This is a genomic window from Acidovorax sp., from assembly GCF_046339755.1.
Lineage (GTDB): Bacteria > Pseudomonadota > Gammaproteobacteria > Burkholderiales > Burkholderiaceae_C > Acidovorax.
In genome coordinates, this window is sequence record NZ_JBKDTZ010000212.1 from 1 (window position 1) to 23,196 (window position 23,196).

23 protein-coding genes are annotated in these 23,196 nt (G+C 59.7%); 20 read left to right on the forward strand and 3 right to left on the reverse strand.

Annotation, left to right across the window (positions count from 1 at the left end; all coding sequences use genetic code 11):
* The first annotated feature begins 290 nt into the window (after positions 1-290).
* Positions 291-731 carry a hypothetical protein gene (locus ACK59X_RS17525; RefSeq protein WP_409959207.1) on the forward strand — a complete coding sequence of 147 codons (441 nt, stop codon included), beginning with the start codon at positions 291-293 and terminating at the stop codon, positions 729-731.
* Between the two features lies 1 nt (position 732).
* On the opposite strand, the gene ACK59X_RS17530 is transcribed toward ACK59X_RS17525, so the two are convergent.
* The gene (locus tag ACK59X_RS17530; RefSeq protein ID WP_409959209.1) at positions 733-1,203 is read right to left on the reverse strand and encodes a hypothetical protein; all 471 of its coding nucleotides are present in this window, start codon (positions 1,201-1,203) and stop codon (positions 733-735) included.
* Positions 1,204-1,394: 191 nt separating this feature from the next.
* On the opposite strand from ACK59X_RS17530, the gene ACK59X_RS17535 reads away from it, so the two are divergent.
* The 3 genes from ACK59X_RS17535 to ACK59X_RS17545 all read left to right on the forward strand — a co-directional run bounded on the left by ACK59X_RS17535 (position 1,395) and on the right by ACK59X_RS17545 (position 4,529).
* Positions 1,395-2,003: a phospholipase D family protein gene (locus ACK59X_RS17535; RefSeq protein WP_409959211.1), complete on the forward strand. Its 609-nt coding sequence runs from the start codon at positions 1,395-1,397 to the stop codon at positions 2,001-2,003.
* Between the two features lie 84 nt (positions 2,004-2,087).
* Positions 2,088-2,555, forward strand: coding sequence for a hypothetical protein (locus tag ACK59X_RS17540; protein ID WP_409959213.1), 468 nt, complete (start codon positions 2,088-2,090; stop codon positions 2,553-2,555).
* Between the two features lie 420 nt (positions 2,556-2,975).
* On the forward strand, positions 2,976-4,529 hold the full coding sequence (locus tag ACK59X_RS17545; RefSeq protein WP_409959215.1) for an LPD1 domain-containing protein: 1,554 nt from the start codon (positions 2,976-2,978) through the stop codon (positions 4,527-4,529).
* Between the two features lie 120 nt (positions 4,530-4,649).
* Here ACK59X_RS17545 and ACK59X_RS17550 read toward each other — a convergent pair whose 3' ends face one another.
* Together ACK59X_RS17550 and ACK59X_RS17555 are read right to left on the reverse strand one after the other, a co-directional pair.
* Complete coding sequence (locus tag ACK59X_RS17550) at positions 4,650-4,931, reverse strand: hypothetical protein (protein ID WP_409959217.1); 282 nt, start codon at positions 4,929-4,931, stop codon at positions 4,650-4,652.
* Entirely contained in the window at positions 4,915-5,523 is a 609-nt protein-coding gene (locus tag ACK59X_RS17555) for a hypothetical protein (RefSeq protein ID WP_409959219.1), read from the reverse strand. The genes ACK59X_RS17550 and ACK59X_RS17555 overlap by 17 nt, the downstream gene beginning before the upstream one ends.
* A gap of 394 nt (positions 5,524-5,917) precedes the next feature.
* Here ACK59X_RS17555 and ACK59X_RS17560 point away from each other — a divergent pair, with 394 nt between their 5' ends.
* From ACK59X_RS17560 to ACK59X_RS17635, 16 genes are all read left to right on the forward strand, one after another.
* Positions 5,918-6,811 carry a hypothetical protein gene (locus tag ACK59X_RS17560; protein ID WP_409959220.1) on the forward strand — a complete coding sequence of 298 codons (894 nt, stop codon included), beginning with the start codon at positions 5,918-5,920 and terminating at the stop codon, positions 6,809-6,811.
* Positions 6,812-6,911: 100 nt separating this feature from the next.
* Positions 6,912-7,697 (forward strand): hypothetical protein, encoded by a 786-nt coding sequence (locus tag ACK59X_RS17565; RefSeq protein ID WP_409959222.1) that lies wholly within the window; start codon positions 6,912-6,914, stop codon positions 7,695-7,697.
* Between the two features lie 455 nt (positions 7,698-8,152).
* On the forward strand, positions 8,153-8,623 hold the full coding sequence (locus ACK59X_RS17570) for a hypothetical protein (RefSeq protein ID WP_409959224.1): 471 nt from the start codon (positions 8,153-8,155) through the stop codon (positions 8,621-8,623).
* Positions 8,620-8,961, forward strand: a complete 342-nt coding sequence (locus tag ACK59X_RS17575; protein WP_409959226.1) for a hypothetical protein — start codon at positions 8,620-8,622, stop codon at positions 8,959-8,961. The genes ACK59X_RS17570 and ACK59X_RS17575 overlap by 4 nt, the downstream gene beginning before the upstream one ends.
* 390 nt (positions 8,962-9,351) lie before the next feature.
* Entirely contained in the window at positions 9,352-9,930 is a 579-nt protein-coding gene (locus tag ACK59X_RS17580) for a hypothetical protein (RefSeq protein ID WP_409959227.1), read from the forward strand.
* A 14-nt stretch (positions 9,931-9,944) separates the two neighbouring features.
* A complete protein-coding gene (locus ACK59X_RS17585; protein ID WP_409959229.1) occupies positions 9,945-10,379 on the forward strand; it encodes a hypothetical protein in 435 nt (144 codons plus the stop codon).
* Between the two features lie 208 nt (positions 10,380-10,587).
* Complete coding sequence (locus ACK59X_RS17590) at positions 10,588-11,163, forward strand: hypothetical protein (RefSeq protein WP_409959231.1); 576 nt, start codon at positions 10,588-10,590, stop codon at positions 11,161-11,163.
* Positions 11,160-14,684, forward strand: a complete 3,525-nt coding sequence (locus ACK59X_RS17595) for a hypothetical protein (protein WP_409959233.1) — start codon at positions 11,160-11,162, stop codon at positions 14,682-14,684. The genes ACK59X_RS17590 and ACK59X_RS17595 overlap by 4 nt, the downstream gene beginning before the upstream one ends.
* A gap of 360 nt (positions 14,685-15,044) precedes the next feature.
* A complete protein-coding gene (locus ACK59X_RS17600) occupies positions 15,045-16,016 on the forward strand; it encodes a hypothetical protein (protein WP_409959235.1) in 972 nt (323 codons plus the stop codon).
* A gap of 265 nt (positions 16,017-16,281) precedes the next feature.
* Positions 16,282-17,820, forward strand: coding sequence for a DUF3850 domain-containing protein (locus ACK59X_RS17605; RefSeq protein WP_409959237.1), 1,539 nt, complete (start codon positions 16,282-16,284; stop codon positions 17,818-17,820).
* On the forward strand, positions 17,817-18,590 hold the full coding sequence (locus ACK59X_RS17610; protein WP_409959238.1) for a hypothetical protein: 774 nt from the start codon (positions 17,817-17,819) through the stop codon (positions 18,588-18,590). Before ACK59X_RS17605 ends, ACK59X_RS17610 begins: the two co-directional genes overlap by 4 nt.
* 143 nt (positions 18,591-18,733) lie before the next feature.
* On the forward strand, positions 18,734-19,306 hold the full coding sequence (locus ACK59X_RS17615) for a hypothetical protein (protein WP_409959240.1): 573 nt from the start codon (positions 18,734-18,736) through the stop codon (positions 19,304-19,306).
* A 41-nt stretch (positions 19,307-19,347) separates the two neighbouring features.
* Entirely contained in the window at positions 19,348-20,379 is a 1,032-nt protein-coding gene (locus ACK59X_RS17620) for an AAA family ATPase (protein WP_409959242.1), read from the forward strand.
* A gap of 271 nt (positions 20,380-20,650) precedes the next feature.
* Positions 20,651-21,316 (forward strand): hypothetical protein, encoded by a 666-nt coding sequence (locus ACK59X_RS17625; RefSeq protein WP_409959244.1) that lies wholly within the window; start codon positions 20,651-20,653, stop codon positions 21,314-21,316.
* 339 nt (positions 21,317-21,655) lie between these two features.
* Positions 21,656-22,933, forward strand: coding sequence for a transposase (locus ACK59X_RS17630; protein WP_409959246.1), 1,278 nt, complete (start codon positions 21,656-21,658; stop codon positions 22,931-22,933).
* Between the two features lie 67 nt (positions 22,934-23,000).
* Positions 23,001-23,196: hypothetical protein (locus ACK59X_RS17635; RefSeq protein WP_409959248.1), on the forward strand; the 196-nt coding region annotated here is incomplete at its 3' end.

Sequence of the window (23,196 nt, forward strand, 5' to 3'; positions counted from 1 at the left end):
ACCTGTTGGACTGGGGATAGATGCACGTTTTACGAGGAGAGTACAACTTAATTGGCGAAGCGTCTGTCTCTTGGCAGCGCCCCAGAGTACAACTTATTGTCGAACCTATGGGGATTTCTGGAGCTTCCCAAGGGAGCCCAGAGTACAACTTAATTGTCGAAGACCACGCCTGGTTTTGACACCGCGAAATTCGAAAAGCACCCGATATTGACGCATCTCGCAGAAAGCCTGTTTTTGCTATCGGCAAGGCCGTTACTTTGGGTCACACTTGCGCCCGAAGTGAGGTGCAGATGACAACTTTCAGCTCTTTGGATGATGCGATCACGCACGGTTTTGTGCTCGCCGCGGAGCGGGAATACCAAGCCTATCGAGATTGCAGAATCTTCGGATTTGATAGCAGCGGCCGGGGGCTCAAAGGGCTGGCCTTCGGGCTTCGTGTGGAAGTGCCAGAAGAGTTGACGAGCAACTACATGGGCGTGCGATCCGAGAAGAGCTTCGGGGAATCAGTTGAAGTGAAGATCGTCGGGTGGAGTGGTATCGACAAGGGCGGAGCACGCCGTCCTGGGAGCGGCGCACGCCCAGTACAGATGTTCTCCCCACGCGTATACGCGGATGCGGTCCTTGCTGCAAAGGAGTGGACCGACAAGTGGTTTCGGGCTCATCCAGAAGCGATTTCGCGACTGAATGAGCGCCGGCTGGAAGAGCGCAAAGCGGCCCAGCCAAGCGCGTGATTCAGCGGGTCAGAGCGTCCTTATGTGGAAAACGAGTCAAGTTGTGGGAAGCCTCGGCACCGTATCGCTTCTTGATAAGGCGGACGCGGTCGCCGGCTGCGACAAACGTGGTGTGAGACTCGATCTCAGATTCCCAAAGTTCCTCCTGGCCGGTCACCTCATTAATGATTTTGATCTCGTAATAGGTTTCACGGCTCTTAGCCGACTGGTGGTCCAGCACATCTACCGCAAGGGCCAGAACGCCGAGGGTAGAGCTTCCTCGGGTACTGGCGACGTTGCTGGCGGCCACGTTCGTTGCAGTGAGAGCGGAACGCTTCTTGGCCTCGATGCTGACCACGGTCCCGGTCACTGTGCGCAATACGCCCTCGTCGCTGGCGGTAGTAAGGCGGGAGGGAGCGCTAGCGCAGCCAGCCATCAAAGCGGTGGCGAGGAGAACGGCGAAGACAGATGCGGGACGGGTTAACTTGGTCATTGATTGCCCTGGTGGAATAAATACTGATAGGAATTGATTGTATTGGAATTGATGTTGAAAAGTGAATTTTGGTACGTTTGATATGCCTTATTTCTCGAAATGGCCGGCCAATTGATTGGATTCAATCAATCCGGATCATCTATTCTGTGTTTTCAACAAAACGTTTGCGTCTGCCAATGAATTGCTCCCGCATGCTCTCGACGATGTCTTTCCTGATCCTCCTGGCGGTCAGCCCGATTGCCTATGCGCAATCCGGATTCGGAGCGGTGGCACGAGCGGTCGGGGAATTGGTCGATGCGTCTTCCAGCCAAGATGTGAAGGCCGCCGGAAAACTCGAAGTCGGTTTTTCTCCCAATGGCGGTGGTGAGGCGCTCGTGCTCCGGGTGATCGACAGCGCGCAGAGGGAGCTCAAAGTCATGGCCTACAGCTTCACCAGCGCGAAAGTCACCTCTGCGCTGCTGAAGGCCACTCGGCGAGGCGTGAAGGTCTATCTGGTCGCTGATCAAAAGCACAACCTGGGCGAGGGAGCTTCGCGTAATGCGCGAGCCGCCTTCTCGTCGCTGGCGGAGGCGGGAGCCGAGGTGCGGGTGGTCTCAGCATTTGCCATCCACCACGACAAAGTGATCTTGGCGGACCGCAAGCATGTGCAGCTGGGGAGCTTCAACTTCTCGGCTGCAGCCGCCACAAAGAACAGTGAGAACGTTGTCGTGAACTGGGACAACCCCGATCTAGCGCGCGTCTTTCTCAGTCACTTTGAGCGCAACTGGGGCCTGGCAACGCCGTTCAAGCCAGCCTACTGATAGCCCCGCCCTCCGAACCACCATCAACCCCCTTCAGCCGCATTTGCGGCGCTGCCCGTCAACTTTCATTCAAGAGGAGTTCATATGTCGAAGCTCGAAAAATTCATTCAGTCCCTGGACGAAGACCACACGAAGGTTGTCGCCAAATGGGAGGCAAGACAGAAGATCATGGTGGCCACGATGTGGCTGCTTGGGGTGCTGTTCCTGGTCGGTGCGTATTCGTGGGTAAGCGAGGCGGCATTGGGGGTTAATGGTCGTGGCGAGCCCTGGGTGTTCGCGCTGATCCTCTTCATTGGGGGCACTGCGGTTGCCATCTTGTGGGAGCTGGGCTCGGAAGGATATGCATGGAGCCGGACGCTGGTGGATGCGGGCCGCTGTGTCTCCTACGAGAACCTGCTGTACCAGATGAATCAGTACAACCGCCCTCCAAAGAGCCGGCCCCTGTACTGCGCTGACTACGAGTTGCTCAAAGAACATGCCGATGCCGTCGCTGAACGCAAGTTGGGGCCAGCAGAACAAGCTGCTGCAGCGCGGCTTGGTCAACTTGGATAAGCGCGGTCACTCTGATACCTTGCTGGCGTCGCTCAGAAATCCCATCGACATGGCCTCGCTGCTGCCGTCCTCACGGCAGCAACGCTGTGCACCTTTAGCACGCAGGCCGCTGCACAGTCCAACTTCTTCCTCAAGGCAGTGCCTACGCTGAAGCCATCACGGAGCAGCCCCCTTCTGAGCTGAAGATCTCCCTTGCCGGTGCAGCATCTCGACTGGATCGAAGCATAGATGTCCGGTGCAGGCAGGGCGCGCAAAGCTCTGAGGCCACGCGAGCAAAGGTCAACTGGGAGATGGGACAGCCGTAAGCGGAGCAGTTCCGGTTGAAGTAGGGGACATTCAACGATGAAGCGGTGGCAGCTGGCCGGGACCGTCAGCAGCCCGGACGCCGACGATCGCCGGCATGAAAACGCACGAACCTGTATGGCAAAAATATCGGATGCGGGCGAGTTCATTCCCCATGCCAAAAAGCATACTGCCCGGGGGCCAGCAGCCGCAGGCAAGGGAGCAAAAAGGCAGGACCGTTTGGGCCAACTCTGGCCGGAGCCAGACTGGAAGGCTCTCGCAGCGCGGCAACGGTACGACAGGCAGACCCTCGCCGCGCTTGCAGTGACCTACTGGGGTCTGGGTAGAGGCCCTATTGAAGAAGACTGCTTCGAAGTGAGCAGCTCGGAGTGGCCTGCTCTCTACGATGGTGCTATTCAAATAGTGCGCCAGGTCTTCGATGAAGCCCACGATGAGGACCTTAGTCGCCTGAGGGCGCGCGCCAGGGAATTGGCCGGGATCAACCGTCTATCCAGCACCCGCGAGCGCATGCGGCTATCTGCCGCCGGACGATACGGCGGCAGGACGTTGACGGCTCCTTTCAGCCCCACGCCCAAGCTTGCCTGGCTTGGCGAATCGATGGCGGACCTTGGTTGGCCGGAAGACGATTCCTGCCTCAAGACAAGCATCGGCGTGATTGCGCTGAAAGCCGAGGCCAGGCCGATGGATCCAGTGTGGAAGGTGATTACAACGAGCCCCCGGCCGCTGTACCTCGACGAGTATCCAAAGATGACCCGCCGAGATGCTCTGGGCGCGGCACGCCAAGAAATCCAGAAACGCCTTGAGGAAGCAGGTAAGTCGCGCGAGCTCCGGCGCGCAGTGACGCGCCGCGTCGCACCCGGCGTCACCGACCGCGTGGGCCCTGATTATTTGGGAGGATGGGACATCTCCACGGATGAGCTTTTGCAGACCTTCAGACTGCGAGGGGTTCAGTTCGGGGAGTCCCTCTCCGACAAGGAAAAGCAGCGCTGGCTGAATGAGGCATTCTGCGCGTTGCACGACTTGGCGCGGACCATTGGATTCGAGCCGTCGTGGTTGGGCTTGGGTGGAGGAGGGCAGACCCCGCTCGCCCTGGCCTTTGGTGCACGCGGACATGGCCAGGCCGTCGCGCATTTCGAACCAGGACTGCGGGTGATCAATCTGACGCGCGACAGCGGTGCCGGGGGTCTAGCACATGAGTTTGGGCACGCCCTCGATGCATATTTGGCAGTGCGAACTTTCCGCGACGGATTCGTGGAACGGATTGGTCGCGACGCCTATCTTTCTGAGAACTACCCGTGGATCGAGCGTGAGCGGGTTTCACGGCAGACCGCGATGGCACGCTTTCAGGACTTGGCAGATGAATTGTTCAAGGTCCATGGCAACACCTTCCTGTTCCAGGCAAGGAAGATCGAGGAGCTCAAAGGCGCGCGGAAATTTTACTGGGCCACCCAACGCGAGATGTGGGCCAGGAGCTTCGAGGCCTTCGTGCAGGACCGACTCCAATCCCGTGGTGAGTCCAGTCCCTGGCTGGTGCACGGCACGCTGCCTGTCGAGCAGCACGAGCCCGATCTATCGCCATATCCACTGGGCAATCTGCGCGGGGACCTATATGCGCTATGGGAGGCATTCCTTCCTGCGCTTGGCACGAAGCCTGTTCCTGCAGGAGCATGACGGGGCGGAGACCTCCAACGGGACACGGGGTTGGCATTCAATCCGAACGGCCCTTGGGGTCTCGCCGCGTGGTCGCTTGGGCAAGCTCCAGAGCAAGGGCGCTGCGGAGTCTGCGCAGGCTCAGAGTCGCTCATGGGCCTCTGCATGGTTGATGAGCATGCATACGTGGCGGTAGCTCTCTATCACCACGATGTTTCGAGTGATGCCGACGCCACACCCGTTCGGAGACCGGTCCGGTACCAGTTCACGAAGGCTGAGTTTCGTCTGTCCTCCAGACGGGTGTCCGGCATTCGACACGTCGACTACCGCGCCTATCAGGTCCACGGCGACCAACAAGTTTCTCGGCGTGAGTAGCACATCGCCGGTGTCGCTGACCACTGTGAGGTCAATGCGCGCCGGCATGGAGTTCCTCGGTGGCTGGATGGATCCATTGCGAGCCGTAGAGATCCCAGACCCGCGGGTCTGTGACCGCCTCCAGATAGCCATTCAAAAGGCAGTCTACATAGTCTTCCACCATGGACATAGCCTCTTCTGCCGAGGTGGCGATCTGGTTTCCTTCGTGTGGGTCATCATGCTCAAGCTCTGGACAAGTCACCAAGTAGCTGTGTTCCGAATGCCGAGTGATGATCACGCCATGCTTGGCTGCAAGCCGGCGAACTCGCTGCAAGAGTCTTCTGTCCGCCAAGCCCTGGTCTGCAATCGTACCGAGCGGCACATTCCTCACGACGAGGTACTCCAGCACCGCATCCTCTTCATGCGGCAACGGCTCCGATCCCCAGCGTATTGGAGCACCTGTGATGTTGCACTGGTACTGCTGGCCAAGCAGGGTGCCAAAGTGGTTCGAAAAAATGATGATGACCTGCAACTCCGCGAAGAGTGCGGCATTGTCTCGCACCCACGTACGCGCCGGCATCTGGTGCCGGGTCGGCACGGTGAACGTATCGACTGCGCACCCGAACGCGGCCAGTGCTTGAACCAGGTGATGGGTATGCACACCAGTAGTCCTACTGTCGCCAGTGAAGCCCCGCATCACACGGGACGCATGGTCTGTGCTGATACCAAGTACGGTTGCTATGGCCGCTGGGCCGCAGAAAGAGTTCCTGCCCTTGATAGGGTGGAGGGTACGTTGCATTGAGGGCTCCGAACGAATGGTCAATCGCCAAGCGAGCACCTCGAACGAAGGGCGGATCGCCTCGACAAGCTAGCTCGCCAAGGCGGCCTTGCGCTGATCGCGGACACGATCGAGCTCTTGCTACAGCCGATGATAGTGCCCCTTGCATCGGTATGCAAGTACGACAATTAACGCACTTTGGCGTTGCATTATGGTGGCGGCTGAGGCACACTGCCTTCAACGGATTTACCGCATTCGTTTTGAATCGCCTGACGCAATGACCCCTGATCAATTCCCGCACATGCGGGCGAGCCTGGCAGAGCATGCTCACTTCGATATCGCGCTGCACCAAATATCAGAAGGCCTGAAGGCGGGCTCGATACGCAGCGTTGTGTGGGCAGACGCGAAGCAAACACTGTCGCGTTTCGCGAGCGCCGCGTGGGAGGTGCAGGTTCGCGAGCAGTTCTTTCGGTCCGGCAAGTGGGAGCGTCAGCCAAGAGCCGTACAGGATCTGGAAGACAGCATTCAAATCATGGGGCTGCATGATGTGCTTTCCACAGCGAAGAAGGTAGGTCGCAGCACGGCGAGTGGCCCAGCTGTCGATGCCATGAAGAGCTACTGCGCCGAGGTGCTCCCGCTTGCGTTGGCGGTGGCTTCGCTGAAGGACATGATTGTGAAAGGCAGAGCCCCAAGCGCAGTGCCTCCCAAGCCAGAGAATCCCAACAAGATCGTGCGCACCTGCCCGGTGTGCTTCCGGAAAATCGCAGCAACAAGCGGGAAAATGGCGCACCACGGCTATCAGCGTCCGGGTGGCGGCTGGCAAACGAGCAGTTGTCCTGGCATTCGATTCAAGCCACTGGAAGTCTCCCCTGATGGCTTGCGATGGCTTGTGGGCACATTGAGGGAGCAGTTGGTGGTGGCCAGACGTGCTTACGACCTACGCGATACGTTGCCAGAGGAATTTCTTGTGCGGGACTATTCCGCGAAATCGGCCTCCGCCATGAAGAAGATTGGGCGAAGCGACCCAGGGTGGGATGGCGAGTTTCGCCGGCATGTCCAAGAACTTGAAAGTGAGATATCCCTCCTGCAGACCGAATTGCCCCAGCTGGAGCATCGCTTGACCAACTGGGTGGTCACCGAGCAGCAGTACCTCCAGAGCGCCCACGCATGAGGTCATGCATGCCGTTTTCACCCCCTACGTCGTGCGCGAAATGCAATATTGCAGACGCAAACTAGACTCTCACGCGGGGGAGCAAAATGGAGCATAGGCAATGAAGGACGAACAGATGTATGACACCGATGCGATGGTTGGACCCGATGGGAATGCCGAGGTCGGTATCGGCTCTGTTCTCGCAGGGCGCGTCCGAGCGGGACTGCCGATCTGCGTGTCAGGCCCGCTGGACGATGATCAAGCCCGCGCCCACGCGAAGATGGTGACAGATCTCCTGCACACGACGGGCGAGCCTGTGCTTGTAGTGCACCGAGCGCAGCACCGCATCGCGACACCCAGCGAGGAAACGGAGCGCGAGTACGAAGCGCAAAGGCGAGCAGCAGAGAGGTACCTCACCTTGCCTATTCCGTTGTTTGCCGGACTGGCGCTCGCAGCTGCAGTCTTCTTTGCACAAGTAGGCCTCTACATTCGGGGCTCAGAGCCGCTCGCGATGAATGACGCGTTTGCCTTTGCCATGTTGAACCTGGTGCTGGGTGTCTCCGCCTTGTCCGGCGTCGGAGTTTTTGTGCGAGCCCTTTTTCGCCCAGTTGCCGGTGATGGCGTTGCACTCGTCCGTGGCTTTCCGTTCAATGAGGCTGGGAGCGCCCACCTGCGCCTGGTAGTGAACAAGCGGCCCACGATCCGCATTCTCGATCTGCGCAAGGCACTTCGCTTGCACTTCCACCTCGAAAGTGTGCATCGGAAATCGAAGAAGGCGATTGAACTCCAGCAAGTTCGATCTGACGACGCGCAACGGTTGACCGAAGGCCTGGAGCGTTTCCGAGTGCAACAGCGTTCGCTGGCCCGCGCTGCGGGCGTCGTTGGCGCAGTCGCGAAAGACGGGTAGACCTATCCTGCGAATGGACGCCATTTCCAACATCAACTTGATCCAGCGCGTTCTGAGGGCTCTTGTGCTCTGCGATACGATCTACACACATGCAAACTCAGATCTCTTCCCAGCGGCCAGCTATGGATCCTCCTTTGAGCGAGTTGAGCGACGGGGGCTACGAGATGCTGCGGGCGGCAGTGAACACCGCTCGTGAGTGCCAGTGCAAGAGCCTTGCTTCCTTGCGGGAACAGCTGGAGCGACGGTGGCCTGGTCGCAATGCCCACATCAAGGAAGCGATCGAGTATTGGGCGGCCAGTCTGCGCAGTAGGTATCCCGCGGGCATGCCGGATTGCTGAGAGCCGCTTGAACTTCAGAATCTGCAAACTGGTCGTCAGACATCGACGCTGCCATTGCTGGCAACAGTGGCAGGCTGAGATACAGAAAGGTGCTGCTGAAGCACTGAGAGGAATGACGTGAATTTTTCGAAGTCCGATCAACTACTCATCGGATTGGTCCTATCGGTTGCCACTGCGCTCGGCATCATGATGCAGTCATCGAGTCTGGCGTTGGCCACCTTGATGCTTGGTGCCTTCTTTCTCGTGCCGGGGCTGTTTGCTCGGGGCGTCACTTCGACCAGTAAGAGCGTAGCGAGGTTCTCTTACGCCGTAGCGGCTGTCTGGTTGATTGCGTTTTTCGGCGGCATCCTCGGCACAGCCGAGCGCATCTACTACGTGAATGGGAACTCGTATCCTCGGTGGCTTGCCAGCGGTGGACTGGCCTCGGCCGATGAGATGGACGCTTTGCGCCAGGGCGAATGCAAGGGGAGGGGACCTCTCGAAATCTCGGAAAAGGCCGATGGGCTCTTCGTTGTCCGCTGCGGCACTATGTGGTGGGAAAGCAAGACCTACCTTGCCGACTTCAATCCGGTGAGGACTGCGCCATGAACGAACTATTCGGATGGGCGCTCAGAAACCTCTCGCTGCCCATTGGCATGGCTGTGCTGACTGCCTGCGCCGCAGGCCTGTACCAAAGTACCGAGGTGGATGCCCAGCAGTACAGGGTTCTTCGCCAGAGCTATCTCGATGGCACGAGCCGCTACCAGGCGAATCTGGCGGGCGTTGCCAACGGCGGCGCCGTCAGCAAATGGGCCTACACGGCATTGCTGCGCGACTTCTGGACGGATGCGAGTTCGCTATCAGCCCCTGGACCAGATGACGCGCCGGGTGTCGACGCCGCACGAGCCGAATTGATGGCGCAGATCAAAAGCAATGGTGGAACATGATGCAACTTCCAGTACGGTACGAAGCCCATCGGGGCCTGAGCCCCTCTTCCAGCGAGTTCTCTGTCTTCCATCCAGGTGACGAACTGAGTTGCTTGGTGTACCCCATGCACGGAGGCACATTCCGCCGGCAGATGTCGGAAGCTCTCGCCCGGGGCGAGACGATCTCTTGCCTCGATCCCAAGGGGGATGCACACCTTGGCGACGAATTCGACAACATGATCAGAAGGGGCTGGCTGCTTCAGGCTGAGCTTGAGCGTCGGCGAGTCCGCTTCCTGCCCCTGCAGGTGATGCGCCCCATCTATGCCCACGAAGGGCTGAGTCCTGGGCGGGTTGTGAAGTCGAGACAGTCAGACTTCCTCCTTTTTCCTTTTGCTTCCAAACCCCCAGTCAATGGAGTCGAAGAACATGCCCGCACCGCAGACACATGAGCAATGGCAAGAGTCGACCTTCTACAAAGCGGGTTCGGACGCCAGGAGGCGAGGTCAGCCGCTAGCGAAGGCGGTGGCATGTCTGCGGCTTGGGTGCTGGCAGTACGACGCATTTGTGGACGGATACGATGCCCCCTTGCGGCGGGACGAGGGTGACACTTCCGCACCGGATCCACAAGCCATCAAGAATCCGTTCAGATCAAAGTTCATGCGCGAGAACTTTGAAGAAGCTGTGCAGCAATACCGGTTGCGGCATAGGAACTTCTTCAACACACACGGCCAGCCACACCGCATGAATGGGTTCGCCTCGTCGTTTTGGCGGGGCTACTTCGGCGAGCCGATGATCGGCATCCCAGAGAGCACGCCAGCGCACGCCTACTACCGTGCTGGTCAAGCGTTGGGCAATGAGACTTCTCGAACACGGTGGACCTATGACGGTATCCGCTCATTGCTGCCCGGTGTGCCCGACTACCTGGCCGCCAAGGGGCGCAACGAGGAGACGCAGCCTCATGCGCAGGATGCCCCAGCGGCCCATTCCTGACCTGGGTTTGGAGTATGTACTACGACCACAGCCGCCCCTACAGCGAACCCGCGCGCACGCTTTACGACGCCTTCCTGGCCGAGACGAAGTTGCGCAGTTCGAGGACGTCGGACGAATGGGTGCGGCTTGAACCCATCGCCGTCTACAACGCCGCTATCCGATACGCAGCGGACTTCGGTTTGAGATCGCCCACCATGGCAGAGGTCTTGGCGGCCGAACGGTCCGCCCGTGGTTCAGCCGACTATGGCTTCAAGTGGGCGTTCGCCTTGGCCGAGAAGATGCTCCCGGTTCCCGTGAACGGCAAGCCCACACTCGATGAGCAAATGGGCATGGCCTGGTGGAACAGCCTCAGTGATGCAGATCGGATGAAGTGGGCCACGGAAGCGGGGACGGGAGTAGTCGCGGACGCATGGTCGTTGTTTCGGGAGACAGCCCGACTAAGTCGGTGATGCAAAGGCGCACCGAATGGCCATGTCTGCACCGGACCAAAGATGCAAATTCGTGTTGTACATATTTCGTAGTTTGGCGTTGCAATCGGTGTTGAGGTGAAGTAGCATAGAGGAACACTTATAGCAGTTCCTCGTTGTGATGCCGCCCGCCTTCAACCCCCGTTCTTGCCCCCGGCAATGCCGCGGACCGCGAGGACAATCCGTGAGCATGCGAGCTGAAATCCAGGCGCACTACGATGCCGGTACCTGCTTCTTGTGCGGCCAGATGGTTGACCACTCGCTTGGGTACAACGGCGCAACAGGGGCACATTGGGACTGCGATAGAAAGCTCCAGGCCGACGCCGAGGAATCCATCTCCCGCATGGACTCAGCGCTCGCTCGGATGGGCATCAAGACGAAGCGTGTGCCCGAAGGGCAGGGGGCGACCGCGAAGAAGGCTCTGTCCTTGGGGGTAGCGGCGGTCGAAGCGGCTCTAGGTGTCACGATCTTTGACGTTCACCTATGGAATCAGCAGGGCGCCTACCGTGGTCCCCATTGGGACCTCGACGCCTGGGGATTTAGCTTCTCGTTTGAGCTGGACGGGCACAAGTTCAGCGGCGCTGCGAGTTCGCTTGCCAGGATGACCCCCTGCGTGAGGGCTGGTCGTCTCACGGCGGTGCTCGAAGACACCTCCCATTCCTTCAGTTTGGCTTTGCCAAGCGAGCACGTGGCCGGCCCGCGTGACGCCGCGAACGGCAAGGTGCCCAAGCCCCAACCCAGGCAGAAACAGAATCGCAAGGCATGAACAGTATGGACATCATCCCATTCAATCGCGAAGAGCCAGAAGCGGAGCGGATCTCGCGCTTCCAGTCGCTTCAGGCTGGCCAGTACTGGAAGGCCTTGCACGAGATCCCCGAAGAGGGCATCGAGGGGGGCACGACGTTGCTGATTCAGTCCATTCGCCTGGTAGACGATGCGCCCCATACCGTCATCTTGCGCCCGCATCCCCTGAAGATCGGCCGCCAGGTGCAGCTGAACATCCCGCGCGAAGATGGCTCGGTCCGCAAGAGCTGGTTTGAGTACGACGAGCACCGGTTTCTGCTCAAAGACTTCCTGGCCGCCTTCGAATTTGAGCCTGATCACCAGATCATTCGGAGCAAGGAACTTCAGGCAGTTCAAGGGCGCATCGGAGAAATCCAGCAAGAGCTGGTGCAGGGTCAAACGGACCCTGTCCGGCTTGCTGCGATCGTGCAGGACGGGCTTGCCGAGCAGGCAAAAGAGCAACCAGATCCGGCGGAAGATGATGAAGACGAGACCGATGGCGATGAGGTGGAGGTCGATAACACCCCTCCAGGTCCAGTCGTCGCCGCCAACCTTCCTGCCGCAATACCTGGTCCAGACGATGCCATGGTTGCACTGGCAACGGGCACGGTAGCGGATGCGATCGCTGGCGGAGTGAACACGGAGAACATTGAGGCGCTCAAGATTGCCGCGGCGCGAGAGCACAGTATCGCCACCATCAAGGCCAAATGGATCCAGAGCAAGACCAACGAAATCGCCAGCACGATCAAACAACTCACCCCGTTTTACGAGGAACAGGCCGCGGCAGCGCTCGCGCAGACTGAAGATGTTCGGGCCTACGTCGACGAGTTGCTTCGCGGCATTCAGTCGCTGGATCTCTATCTCGGGAAGGATGTTGAGGTGCTGCGCATCTGCGAAGGGGAGAGTGCTCCAAAGGATGTGCCGCTCACGATCAAGCAGGCCAAGCTCTGCATGGACCAGGAACTGTGCGTTTGGGCTGATGTGGATGAGCGCTTCGACTTCGAAAGCGAGGACCAGTTTTTCAAGGCGCTGCGCGAACACCACGGCCTGGTGGAACAGGTTTTCCCAACCGAGCGCAGCATTCTGGTGATGTGCGTGACCTCTCGCTACATCAACTATGGCGACAGCCCCATGGCCAGCGCCATGCGCAACGCTGAGAACAAGAAGGTGTTCCTCCTGGTCCGGGATGGGATGAACATCTTCCGCGTGTTTTCCGGGGTTGAAAGCCATCTCGGCGCAGCGCGCCTGTTTCCGAATCAGAACGACCAGGACAAGATCTTCCGGGGGCTCGATGGCTCTCGCATCAAGTTCGAGGATGTGGCGTACACGGATCGTCTTTCGGAGCACGAGATGTTCGCGCTTCATTACCGGCGGTTCCTCTTGCTGGCATGCGGGCTGGACCACCGACTGAAGCTGTTCGGCGATTTCTACGACGGCCCGCAATCGATGCACTTCGTCTCGCTGGATTTCCAGCAACGGTATATGCGCTTTCTCCATGATGACGATGCGTCGACGGCGATCGCCGGAGGGCCTGATCGACCAACCTTCAGGGAGTGGGTCGCAGCCACGAACGGCTACCTGCGCTCCGGATCCCGGGTGCTGTGCAATTGGAACGATCTGATGAATCCAGCGACCGCCCCAGGGGCATGCCGGGACAATCAGAACTACAGATATGGCCGCGGCTACGAGTTCACATCCGTGCCACAGAAAAAGGTCGAATGCGCCATCGCGTACAAAGACGCGGATGCAGTCTGCGTGGACTGCACCGTGAAGAAGGACTCGTACCGAAGTGATCGTGTCTTCAATTGCAAGGTCGCCATCACCAAGTTCAAGCAGTCCGGCTATGGGTCCTCGCAGGTACCCTACCTGGTCCTGGATGCCGTTGATCCAGAGGACCTTCGCTGGTACATCCAACACCGCGCCACGCGCGTGAACCATCTGGAGTACATCCGCTTTTTCAAGAGGGCCTTGAAGCTTGTGGAGGCCGATCGAGCGAAGGAGGCAGATTCGCGCCGGCGACTGGGGATCGCCCTCGCCGAAGGCGGCATCGGAGATCCTGCAGAGCGGCCTGCAATCATCGACCGTGCGGTGATCGCTTGGCGTGCTGCCAATCGTGGCAGAGATCTGCCAACGTTCCAGGGGGACGCCGCGCCTGCTGGTTGGAAGGCACTGCTCGATCAGATGTTCGTTCTTGCGGGCGAAGGTGATCAGCAGACGCGTAGCTCGGAGATCGAGGCCTTCGTGCGCGACCTCGGATACGAGCCGCTTCGGCTGGTGCTCTCCGGGGGCGCAAAGCTAGTCATCTATGCGGCCCCGAAGGCGTCCGAGCGCGACGACCGCGTGGAGCCCCACATGTGGGTGCACCGGATCACCGTCGAACGGGGCAAGACCAAGGTGCTGGAAAAGGCCCGTCGCTGGGCGCTGCTGCCTGCGCAGGCCGCCTCGGAGACCAGCCTGGTCGAGTGGGAGGATCCTGATGGCTGGGTGGGGCGCCAGTCGGTGTTTGGATCATTTGAGCGCAAGCTGCAGATCCTTGGTCAGGCAGAAGGATTTCAGGCCCAACTTCAGCCATTTCTGGAAACGATGAGCGACGACGAGTTCGCCTCCCATTACAAGGAATGGGGTGCTGCGCGCGACGAGTTGTTGCGCGGATCCAGGCTCGTGCGAACGTTGAGGCTGGCTATCCCCATCGGCGTGTGGCTGTCGGATGGGGAACTGCAGTACATCTGCCTCGGGAACAGCCGTCCCCATGCACTGCTGAATCGACTCGCACCGAACCAGCACGCAAAGAATGCGCTACGCGCGAAGTTCTGCAAGTCCTTTGAGAAACCCTCAGAGGCGGCGAGGCACTTCGCAAGCCCTGATGACGGAAGAGGTGGTTGGACCCTTGAGACAGTGAGCGCAGCCCAGTACAACGCGCGAGGCTCGATCTATGTCCACAGGAACCTCGGAGTGTCTAGCGAGGCGCTGCTTGGTAAATCCGTCAGCCCGTTGCTGGCGGACTGGTACGCAAACTGGCTCGCCGAAAAGGACAGAGGCAACCGTGTGTGGATTGCGCCGAGAGCTATAGATGAGGCTGGGCGTCTGAACCTGGACCGCCCGCTCTCGATCTCCTTACCCGCAGACTATGATCCTGTAGAGATCATCGAAATAGCGCTCAGGCCGCACTCCGCTGATAACGGAGTCACTTCCCCCTACATGCACTGGTTCGACATAAGGCTTGCAGCTGCACCGAATGCGGCGAAGGGCCGCGTGTCGATGTTTCACGATGCGCACTCTAAGGAGATGGACCTCCTAACCTCAGAAGCGGCCAAGGCATTCAATGGCCATGTGGGTTACGGGTCGAGCTGCCAACGGGTGACCAGCTTGGCCGTCGCAAGAAGGAAAATCGCGGCCGAGCATCCAGGCGCAACTTTGGCCAGCGCATTGGAAGGGGCGCCCCAGCCGCCAACTGGATTCGAACGGTGGTACGTGTTGGGCGACGAGGACAGCGATGACGAGTGATCGGCGGAAGGACACAGTTGGCTCTGCGGCCCAGCCGAAGAGCGCGCAGGTCCAGTGGGCACGCGGCTACTTCTGCGCTGTGTCAGTTCTCTTGCGGGAGGAGGGCGTTGTCACTCCGGCCGTCCGTTCCCTGTTCGAACAAGGGGGCTCCCCGCTAGGCGCCGATCCTGCGGACCAGGAGTTGTTTCGCGCGCACGGCATGATGTAGCTGCAGCTGCACAGTGCAATTTAGCGCTTTCGTAACGGGCGGTTACAGGGTAGAGTTTTTTGCCGGAAACAATTTGCATCTGATGAGGTCTTGATCGTGTAGAGCATCCCGGCCTGGTTGTGACCTTCGACGGTGCGCGGGAGGGATACCCCATGAGAAGCTTGTCTGTTGCGACGTTGGTTCTAGCCGCAGGTACGGTAGGTCTGTTAGCGGGCTGTGTTACGCCGCCCGCTGATCGTCTCTATGCCATCATTGCCGAGTCCTGCACCGGACTTCCGGCGCCAAAGCCAGGCGCTTCCCTAGTCGTTGGTGGCATTGAAATTCCCTTCAAGCCAAACCAACCGGTGAAGATCGGTACGATCAACTTCACCAGAGACGATGCGCGGCGAGTCTCCGACGCCATCTACGCGCTGAGCGAGTCGCGGAAGACCCAGTGCGCGTATCTGGGCTTTTCGCTCAAGGGCACACCGCCACCGTCAGGAGCGAGGATCTTGCAGGCCCTGGATGGCATTAAGGAAGCCGAGCAGCAGGTCGCCGCGGTCGTGGGCGTGTTGAACACCGAGGGGGCTGATCCGAAGGCCGCGGTGGAAGCGGCCGAAAAGGCATCGGCCAACGCGAAGGAGTCGGAGGCCAAAGCCAGGGCTAGCTTGGGCGCCCAGGCTCCTAGCGTAGGAACCCCCATCAAGATTGGGCTAGCGGATCTGTCTGACGATGTGGCCTCGGGAATCAGAGACATTTCCGCGGTGAAGGCGTCGCTTTCCGCAGTTGAGCGCGATGTCCAGGCCATGAAAAGAGCTGGTACTCAACAGCAGTTTTCTGTCGGTGGGTTCGACTCCGGTGGCGTCATGCTGACTTCGGGCATGAAAGAGGCTTTGGCGGAGCGTTTCGCAGCCGCTCTCGCCGGCGTGCCGCCCTCCCGTGTTCCTAGGGTGGCAATAGTGGGCTTTGCTGACGAATCCGGGGTGCACAGGAACAACATCGAAATCGGACTCAGGCGGGCCCAGTCGGTGGCGGCCTTCCTCGATCGCAGCTTCCCAAAGTTGGCCGAAATCAGCATCGTTTCAAGCGGAGGGGTGCTCTCCAACGACCCGAACGGTAGACGGGTGGATCTCGTCATCTCGTAGCGCTTCTCGGGTAGCAGTTGCCCCGAGCGGTGAACGCGCGCACATGCTATGCCGGTCTAGCGTACCAAACGCTTGATAGGAATGCGCATGTGCGACGCAAGAGTTCCACTGCACGAGCTCGGCATCGCCGCTGAAGCTCATGGTCATTGCGAAGCCGTGCCCACATGGCACCGCCTGCATGACTTAAGACAGGATGCGCCTTGCGCTCCCAGATCCGAAGGATCGCCAGTGGCGGATATGTGTCTGACTAAGCAGTTTTCGTAATTTGACGTTGCGGTCGGCGCAGCTTCGTGGCATCATCTCATTGTGCAGATATAGCATTTATGCGTTGCGTATTTCCGCGCTTCCGAATGCCAATCTCTCCGCAAATGAGATGCAAGAAATCACGACCGTCATAGCAAAATGCGAACCCGGCTACTCCAATGTGTGGCGCCTGGAGGATGCCGCCGGCAATGTGGTTGCAGACCTTCGTATCCGGCCGGATGCGGAGGTCCTGGCCAAGCGACTTGCGGAGGGACTGAGCGCCCTGCCGATCGGCCCGGAACAGGCGTCGCCTGCGCAGATCGAGTCCGTATGTCGGTGGCTGTGCGAACGCGATGGTGTTGATCCAGACCAGGTACTCGACCTCAACCCGATCAAGCGATCCTGGCAGCGCTACGACGTCATGGTGGCCAGGCTGCTCGCCAGCCTGCAAGTCGCTCCGCGGACCCCTGCAGCGCCCGTCTACGCCCCCTTGACCGGTCGAATTCACGATCTCAAGTTGGACTCCCCTGTGTTCGCCGAGATGCTGGCTGGGCGCAAGTTGTTCGAGATCCGCCTTGACGACAAGGGTTACCAGTGCGGTGATCAGCTGCGCCTTCGCGAAACGCGTTTCACAGGCGCCGAGATGGCCGCAGGAGCCCCACTGATTTACACGGGCCGAGAGGTACTGCGCCGAGTGGTTGGAATCCTGCGAGGGGGCAAGTACGGCGTTGCGGAGGGCTGGGTGATCATGTCGCTGGTCCAAGTCAGCGTGGCCGTCGCTAGTGAGGCAGCACTCGAAGAAGTCGAGAACGCTGCCCTGACCTCTTCGGTTGGCCACCTATCCGCGCTGCTGGACCACCAGGGCGCTTTGCTGGCCAAGGCCATGCAGACCATGAAAGCCCTCCACGACGGGCTGATCCCCGACGAGTCCATGGAGGGCGTGCCAGCCACCATCCCGCCGCACGTACTTCGCAATTTTGTCGACGCCAATGCGCAGCTTCTCCACAACATCGCAAGCAGCTCTGTAGTTGCTCCTGCACCCGCTGCGTGTCCGACTGCCTCTGAGGCACTCACTCCCGCCAACATCGGTGACCTGATTCATGCCATGAATCGCTGGAAGGCATCAAGTCCCGGAGCGCAATCCACCGCATCGCTTGAAGCTCTGTACGGCGTCATCCTCCGGATCGCATCAGATGCCGCGCCAGTCGGAGGTGCTGTAAGCGACTTGGTGGCCACTGCCCAGTGTGATTCAGGGGGCGTGCCTGACAACGGGCAGGTCTACGACGAGGAAATCGCGCCTGCGCTACTGAAGCTTGGTCAGCGGTGCGATGAGATCGGTATGCCGTTTTTGGCACTTGCGGAATGGGCGCCTGGTCGCGTGGCCAGCACAACAGTACAGGCCGGCAGATCGGGGACCGCCTTCCAGATGGCCCGCATTGCTGCTGCTACCGCGCCCAATGTGGACAGCTTTGCCATGAACTTGATGCGCTACTGCGACGCAAAATCCAGCGACACTTCGGGCTGTTTGTTCCTGGCCCGCTTTTCCAAGGACGCACCATGAACATGAACTGGGCCAAGGCTACGCCCAATGACATCGAGGCCGCATGCCGCCTGAACCAGATTCTCGACTCAATGTCGCGCGGAGAGTACCCCGCCACGATTGAAGAGATGGAAGCGGAGAGCGTTCCCCGCTGGTTCGACGAGGATCAGATGCCTCATCTGCGTGCGCTCTATGACCGCATCCAAGGGACACTGGAGTCAGCACCTGGCTACCAAGGCCGAATACTTGGCGCCATGTGTTTCGCAATCCTCTACCCGGGCAACGAGTTGCTGGACCCGGACTCGGACACCCTCGAAAAGCATCCCAAGATTGTCGAAGGCCTGGCGGACTCCGATCGCCTTCTCTGGCTGCTAAGCCAGATGCCCGCTGATGCCCTGCGCGCTCTAGTCGGGGCGGTGGGCGCAACCGCAGACATGACGGAGCTGCGCCAGCGAATTGACAGCCGCATGGGGCTGAAATCCGAAGTCGTGGAACCTGCGGCGGCCGAAGGAGTACGAGCGGGCGGCGAGGCCACTCACTCGCCCAGGGTGGTGGCCTTCGACGGCGACTGGCATTGGGTACGGCGCACTGGAACGTCCGAGGAAATGTCGCGCTGGGTGCCGGCGCAACGGGAGCGAGGTCATTGGAACTCCGCGACGTGGAGCGGCGTTCCTATGAGCGAGATCGAAGTGGGTGAGAGGCTGCAGCATGCCACGGCGCAAGCGGGGCCTTCACCAGCACAGGCCAACAACGTGGTGTACCTTCACCCACCCCAGATGCCCCTCCCGTGACCGCGAGGTCTGTAAGGAATGCCACCGCACCAGGATGACGGTGGATACCCGCAAACACCCCGATGTGCAGGCGCCCCCAGCTGGGTGATGGCCAAGCTCTCCAACCCCTCGCTGGAGAGCATCAAATTCGATTTCGATCCACTATGTCACTTACGATTTCGCACGCGCTTCTGATCAGCACCACCTCGAATTGCCTGGAGTCATCTCGCACCAAGGCTTCGCGTTACGCGGATGACGCGGAGCGTGAGCACCTGATCGAGCCATCGGTTGTCGACTCGGAGGGCCTGCGGGAGCTGGTGTCCCTGGCGACCGACGCCAAGGAAATGAAACTGGCTCGTGCGGCCACCGCCATACTTGAGGCCCGCGAGGGCAAGTTCGACAAGGCTATCCCAAATTTTGGGGCCTTTGAAGGGATGCTCAACGCCTTCCTCCGCTCCAGTCTCATTGACGGGTGGATCTACGTGGAAGGCCGAGATGGGGAGCTGTACCCTGAACTTGTCACGAGCGTGAGGTTCGTCGATCACAGCCACGCTCGCGGCGCCAAGAGGCCAAACGAGGTGGTGATCTACACCCAGTTCTACGGGCCGGCGGGGCGAAAGGAGGGCAGCTTGGAGTCCGCGCATTCCTCGCACACGTTCACTCCAGAAATGGTGACCCGCAGGAAGATCTCGGATGTGTTCGCGGACACGGGATTTTCAGGGAGACTGCTGCCCTGAAGGAAGCCTACCTGTCGAGTTTGGCGCGCTATGAGAACGAAGTGCGCCCCAAGTTCGCCGAGCAGTTCCGGCTCAAGGGAACGGCCCACAGCTACGAGAACTCCAGCCACGAGCGCGCAGCCCTGAGCCTCGCTGGGCGTCGTGTGATTCACGACATGGACTCCTCTGCTTTTCGGCCAGCGAAGCTCCATACTGACTCGGAGCTCTTTCGTGATGGAGACGGCGAGGGGCTGGGGGCGGTACCGGCGCACCCCCTTGTTTACGTGTTCGATCTGAAGTCTCACATCAATCTGTGGGTCCACTCGGACAACATGCAGGCCTACGAGTACGACACCACCTTGCGCGAGAAGTTGATTCTCCCCGCGATCCAGCACGATTTGCTGGATGTGTTGACCACCGACATCGATCTGCTGACGGAAGACTTCATTGAAGGCAAGGCGGCGGGAAATGTGATCTTGGCCAAAGGGGTGCCCGGAGTAGGAAAGACGTTGACGGCAGAGGTCTATTCGGAATTGATCCGCTGGCCCCTCTACTCGATCCACACCGGTACGCTGGGCACGACTGCGCAGGAGATTCAAGAGAACCTGGAGCTAGTCATTGCAAGGGTGAAGCGCTGGCGCACGGTGGTTTGCCTTCTGGATGAGGCGGACGTATTCGTCGCTCGCCGAGGTGACAACCTTGAGCGCAATGCCATCGTGGCGGAGTTCTTGCGAGTCCTGGAGTACTTCACCGGGCTGCTGTTCCTTACCACGAACAGGCCGAGCGACATCGATGAAGCGATTCTGTCGCGGTGCGCCGCGATCATTACCTACGAACCTCCCGTCAACGAAGCTGCCATGCAGATTTGGAGTGTCATGGCCCAGCAGTTCGAGGCCCCCCTTTCCGAAGACTTGGTCCAGCAGTTGGTGAAACAATTCCCTGCGATCGCTCCACGTGACATCAAGATGCTTTTCCGACTGGCATTGCGCATGGGGAAGAAGCATAGCGAGCCCCTGAGCGTGGACCTGTTCCGACGCTGCGCGCTGTTCCGTGATGTCAAGATCGCCGATGTAGCGGACGGGGCTCCCGGATGAAGGACACTCGGGAGCGGTGCGGTGCTTGAGAAGTGGGAGCACTTGCCAGTCTGACGGACTGGCTGGCAAGCCTTGATTGATGAGTGCGTTGTCCCGGTCCCGGGATCATGTTGTGGATATTGCGATGAAACACGGTGATGGAGCCCCTGCGCAGACCCCTCGGGTTAGCGGACAACAGGGTGGGTTGGGGATGACGCGTGGAAGTGTCCAGGCGCTGTACGCGCTTGAGCGCAGAGGGGTTGCGCTCTTCAAGTGCGCCCTATGGAGTGCTGTGATTGCAATCGTCGCAGGAGCCGGCAGCATCGTGTTCGCGTCATTTGCGAAAGATGCTCAGTCCGAGCGGATGGACAAGATTGTCTACCCCCAGGATCTCCAGGACGCTCTCAGCGGACAGGGGGCCAAGGAGGTGATCCTGGCCGCGGAGAAGCGCAACTTCCGCCTGACCAAAGGTGCCCTTGAAGGGGCCGGGGTCGCGGCTCTTTCGGGCTCTACGGTACTGCTCGGTCAGCTGGCGCTGGAAAGTGACGAAGCCCGCCGCACTTTCGATTTCAAAGGCCTGCTTGAGGATCAGCAGGCCAGTAGGTACCTGCCTGAGGAACTTCGGTTCCTGGTGGAGATGCAAGTGCACGGAGCGCCCGTCTCGGACAATGCGCGGGCCTTCGGGGCCAGCCGTGCTGCCCGACATGCCCGCGCATCACTGGCGAGCGGCGGACTGGCCATGCTTGGTGTAGCAGCGGGCATGCTGGCGCTTGTCGCTGGGCTGTTTACATGGGCGGTCGCTCGCCGTGTGGAACGAATCTCTGCAATGTTAAAAGGCCTTGATGAAGATGGCAGCAAGTCCTCGAAGGCAGGACCTGTTCCTATGACCCGCGATCAAAGGCGCCGTATCGCGCTCGGCCCTGATGCCTTTTTGACACGCAACCACGATGACCCTTGATGACCCCATCGGACCTCGATGCCCGCGCGCGGGCGCTGTACGACGACTGCTCGACCGTGAAGCCTGACTGGTCTCAACTCGGCGAGCCAACCCGTGGTGTATGGCGAGAGATGGCCAGCGCCAGAATTGCGCCAGCTGAGCCAGCGAAGGTGTCGGTGCGATTCTTTGCGGTTCTCCATGCAGAATCAGCAACCTTGTGGAAGTCTGGCGAGGCGCGCCCGGGTGGCGCTGAGGGCCTGATGGTCTCCCCGGATGGGGGCCACGAATGCCAGATTGCCCTTTTCTGACCTTTGCCTTGCCACTTTTAGAGTACCTACAAAGTTTGCCCTGAGCGCCCCAATGAAGTCCCTTCCCATTGATGCCCCGATCCTTCCCACTCCAGGGAAGTACCGTTTCAACGGCGCCAGAGAATTGGACGGCAAGCTAGTCATCGAAGCCGAGAGTATCGAGCTGCACACCAGGTGCCCTCACTGCGGCTCCAAGGATGTGCGGTCATGGAGCTCGAACGTACTCGTGTTCCAAGACATCCCCTACCGAAAAAAGAAGGTGCAGATATCGATCAAAGGCATTCGCCAGCGCTGCCATGATTGCAAGAAGACATTCATGCAGCCGCTTCCGGGTATGTCCCAGAAGCGCCACATGACCGAGCGCCTTCTGAGACATATTGCGGAAGAGGGCGCCAGGCGCCCCTTCACACCGGTTGCGGAGGAAATCGGCATCGCCGAAACCACCGTGCGCCATGTGTTCGCCGATTTCGTTGCAGAGATGGAGGAGAAGGTCCACATCAAGACGCCCCGATGGTTGGCAATGACGGAAGTCATCCTTGCTGAGCGCAAGGTGCCCCGCTTGCTGGTGCTCAACGCCGAGGCCTGGACCGTGGTCGACCTTCTCGAATCACCGAATGCAGCGCGAGTCGGCGCATTTCTCGGGTCGCTGCGCAGCCCCGAGACGGTGAAGTTGGTTGGAATCGGATTGGACGTCAGCTATCCGGATCTAGTGGCCCAGCATCTGGCCGGCGCGACAGTGTTTGTCGACAAGGCCCATGTACTGGCGCGATTCGTGGAGGCCGGATTGGCGGCTGTGAAGCATCTGCGTTCGCAGATGTCCCTCTACGAGCGCCGCAAGTTTGATGACCGGCAGATCCTGCTTACGATTGATGGGGAAATGCCCGGCGAGATCCGCCCTCAGTTCGGTGAGCGTCTTGAGCGCTACCCTTTGCTGAAGAACTTGCGCAGCGGAGCCGAGGCCTTGCACGCGGTGTACGACAAGCCGATGAAGGGGAAGGACGCCATCGCTGCGATGGGTTCTGTGTTCACAAGCTTGGACCCGGAGGTGCGCGAGCATTTCAGTGGCCTTGAGGCCCTCATGTTGCAGTTGTTGCCCCAGGTGCAGGCATATTTCGATCACCGGTGCGCTAGCGCGAGCATTGCGGCGCTGGGTGACCTCAGCGATCTTGGGCAGGTGATAGACCACGCGGGCCATGGCCGCGCGTTTGAAGCTTTGCGCGCGCAGTTGCTGTATCCGAAATACTTCCCCGCGTTCTCCGTGGCCGTCACCGGGCCTGGCATTGCCGGATTGCGCAGCCGCTTCAGATCGGAAACGCAGACGCCCGCATAAATCGGGGGTCTGGCCGTGGCTGCACGTCGGAGCGCCGTCGAATGCCTTCCACGGCAAACGAAGTCTGTTGAGTTCGAACGATGCTCGTCGTTGGAGGGTGAGGCGCGCCGTCTCCGGAACGACCTTCAAAGCACCACAACAATATTTATCCAATGTTTTGATGATGAACATTGGTTTTCTATTGCCAAAGAAGCCCACAAACGGTATAAAACTAAAGTTCTTAACAAAAACATTGGTTTACCCTCTTGAAATCGCTCCTAGAG